This window comes from Streptomyces sp. MBT65, assembly GCF_016612545.1.
Classification (GTDB): domain Bacteria; phylum Actinomycetota; class Actinomycetes; order Streptomycetales; family Streptomycetaceae; genus Streptomyces.
On the sequence record NZ_JAENRY010000651.1, the window covers coordinates 1 to 2,377 of the forward strand.

Annotated in this window: 3 protein-coding genes and 1 pseudogene; all 4 read right to left on the minus strand. The window is 72.3% G+C overall.

The features are described from left to right. Positions 1 to 327, minus strand: a pseudogene (locus JHN63_RS53745) (hypothetical protein); the annotation flags it as partial. An 87-nt stretch (positions 328 to 414) separates the two neighbouring features. After that, a complete protein-coding gene (locus JHN63_RS51330; protein WP_200691980.1) occupies positions 415 to 618 on the minus strand; it encodes a hypothetical protein in 204 nt (67 codons plus the stop codon). Positions 619 to 729: 111 nt separating this feature from the next. Then, a complete protein-coding gene (locus tag JHN63_RS51335; protein WP_200691981.1) occupies positions 730 to 894 on the minus strand; it encodes a hypothetical protein in 165 nt (54 codons plus the stop codon). Positions 895 to 1,117: 223 nt separating this feature from the next. Further along, positions 1,118 to 2,326 (minus strand): methionine adenosyltransferase, encoded by a 1,209-nt coding sequence (gene metK, locus JHN63_RS51340; protein ID WP_200691982.1) that lies wholly within the window; start codon positions 2,324 to 2,326, stop codon positions 1,118 to 1,120. Positions 2,327 to 2,377 lie beyond the last annotated feature (51 nt).

Consider the following 2,377-nt stretch of genomic DNA (forward strand, 5'->3'; position numbering starts at 1 on the left):
CACCAGAAGCGCGAACCGACAAGAAAGGGGGCGGCCACCGGCCGCCCCACCACTACTCCCGCACCAGGGGATGCGCCGGTGTTCCCGGCCCGCCCCTCCCCCGCCGGCCACGAGCGCACCCGCTCCGGCCCGGCCGCCGCGCGCGATCACGTCCGCGGGCAACGAGCCCCGGCCGGCATCAACCGCCCCGCCCCGCCTCCGACGGACCGCCGACGTCTCCTTGACCCGGCGCCCGGTCCGCGCAAGCGGCCCGAACTCCCCGGCTCCCGGGCGGAGTTCCTCGACGAGGACCGCACCCGGCTGCCGGCCCGCATCCACGACGCCCACGTCCCCGCTCCGGGCCGCCGGGCCTGCGAGCCGCCGGGGCGAACGCGTCCCGCATCCCGTCCCCGGCCGCCGCAGGCAGCCGGTGTCTCAGCCGCTGTCGGGAGCCCGGTGCCCGGCATAGGGCCCGCCGGGACGCTGCGCGGACCCGGGCCCTTCTTCCGGCCCCGCCGCCGTCTCCGCCTGCTGGGCGAACGGCTCGTAGGAGGCGCCGAAGGCCACCAGGGACAGCCACAGCCGCCGTACGACATAGTCCGCCAGCGCCCGCCGGCCGCCCCGCAGCACCCGTCCCATGCCCGCCCCTTCCACGCGTCGCCCGTCTCCTTCTTGCGTTCTTACGCAGGCTGCCAAGAACGGCTCGCGGATGACTTGAGAACGGCACGGGCGCGGTTGCGGCGGACGGCGTCAGTCGATACCGCGCACCACGTGCGGCTCCCCCCACTCCTCCTCGTCGATCCCCGCCAGGAGCAGCGGCGGCGTACAGGACAACGGCAGGGACAGGGGCAGGGGGGCGTCCGCCGCCTCCTGGGACGGCCTGCTGTCCACCTCGGTGATGGTGATGTCGTACATCGCGTCCTCCTCTGCTCGGTGCTGATCAGAACGGCCGTGATCCGGCCTGTACGGGGCCCCGGCGCTCCGGGGGCGGGCGCCTGCGGCGAGCGGTGCGGGCGGGAACCCGCTTCGGCCGCCACCCGCACTCCCCCGGTGGCGATGCGTCCTGTCACCGCGCTACGCACGACGACTCTCCTTTCCTACGGCTCCCACGGCCCCCTCCCGTCACCGGGCGGGGTGGTCAGAGGCCGGCGGCCGCCCTCAGGTGTCCGGCGCGGTCGGTGCGCTCCCACGTGAAGTCGGGGATCTCCCGGCCGAAGTGGCCGTACGCCGCGGTCTGCGCGTAGATCGGCCGCAGCAGGTCCAGGTCACGGATGATCGCGGCCGGACGCAGGTCGAAGACCTCGTCGATCGCCTTCTCGATCCGGTCCGTGTCCACCTTCGCCGTGCCGAAGGTCTCGACGAAGAGGCCCACCGGCTCGGCCTTGCCGATCGCGTACGCCACCTGCACCTCGCAGCGGGAGGCGAGGCCCGCGGCGACGACGTTCTTGGCGACCCAGCGCATCGCGTACGCCGCCGAACGGTCCACCTTGGAGGGGTCCTTGCCCGAGAACGCGCCACCGCCGTGACGGGCCATCCCGCCGTACGTGTCGATGATGATCTTCCGGCCGGTCAGACCCGCATCCCCCATCGGACCGCCGATCTCGAACCGGCCCGTCGGGTTCACCAGCAGCCGGTAGCCGTCCGTGTCCAGCTTGATGCCGTCCTCGACCAGCGCCTTCAGCTCCGCCTCGACCACGAACTCACGGATGTCGGGAGCCAGCAGCGACTCCAGATCGATGTCCGAGGCGTGCTGCGAGGAGACCACGACCGTGTCGAGACGGACCGCCTTGTCGCCGTCGTACTCGATGGTGACCTGCGTCTTGCCGTCCGGGCGCAGGTAGGGGATGGTCCCGTTCTTGCGGACCTCCGACAGACGCTTGGCGAGACGGTGCGCCAGGAAGATCGGCAGCGGCATCAGCGTCGGCGTCTCGTCCGTCGCGTAGCCGAACATCAGGCCCTGGTCGCCCGCGCCCTGCTTGTCGAGCTCGTCGTCGTCGCCCTCCACACGGTTCTCGTACGCCGTGTCGACACCCTGCGCGATGTCCGGGGACTGCGCACCGATGGACACCGACACCCCGCAGGAAGCGCCGTCGAAGCCCTTCTTCGAGGAGTCGTAGCCGATCTCCAGGACGGCCTCGCGCACCAGTTGGGCGATGGGGGCGTAGGCGCGGGTGGTGACCTCGCCGGCGATGTGGACCTGGCCGGTGGTGATGAGGGTTTCGACCGCGACGCGGGAGGAGGGGTCCTGGCGCAGCAGCGCGTCCAGGACGGTGTCGCTGATCCGGTCGGCGATCTTGTCGGGGTGACCTTCGGTCACGGACTCCGAGGTGAACAGGCGACGGGGCATGGCTCTCCAAAGGGTCGCGGCCCGGGACGCGGCCCTTTGGAGAGCCATGCC